This is a genomic window from Novilysobacter selenitireducens, assembly GCF_020026895.1.
In the GTDB taxonomy this organism is placed as follows: Bacteria; Pseudomonadota; Gammaproteobacteria; order Xanthomonadales; family Xanthomonadaceae; genus Lysobacter_C; species Lysobacter_C selenitireducens.
Genome location: NZ_JAINZW010000028.1, coordinates 1 through 295 on the forward strand (window position 1 = coordinate 1; position 295 = coordinate 295).

The following is a 295-nucleotide window of genomic DNA, read 5'->3' on the forward strand; positions in this document are numbered from 1 at the left end:
CATTCCTTTTAAAAAGGCCATTGGAGACTGGGGAGACGTCCATCAGAACAGTTCTGGAGACGGTTTTCGCTTTGGATGGCGCAGTGGTGATGGCATCTGTCTCGTTTCAATTTGGACTTCAGCTCGCGAAACAAGTCGGAGGGAACACGCTATCCAAAGGACAAACATCACTGGCGGCATTTGAAAGATCCATTTTCCTCGTCAGAGTCACCCAGTGCGTCTCCTTTCTCATTTCATATTTCCCAGTCTCCGGCTCACAGTGCACCAGGAGCTTCAACTATGCCGCCATTACATT

General features: G+C 49.2%; 1 protein-coding gene. It reads left to right on the forward strand.

The window, feature by feature from the left end; all coding sequences use genetic code 11:
* On the forward strand, nucleotides 1–184 hold a 184-nt coding region (locus tag K6753_RS14460; RefSeq protein ID WP_223677166.1), incomplete at its 5' end, for a hypothetical protein.
* Nucleotides 185–295 lie beyond the last annotated feature (111 nt).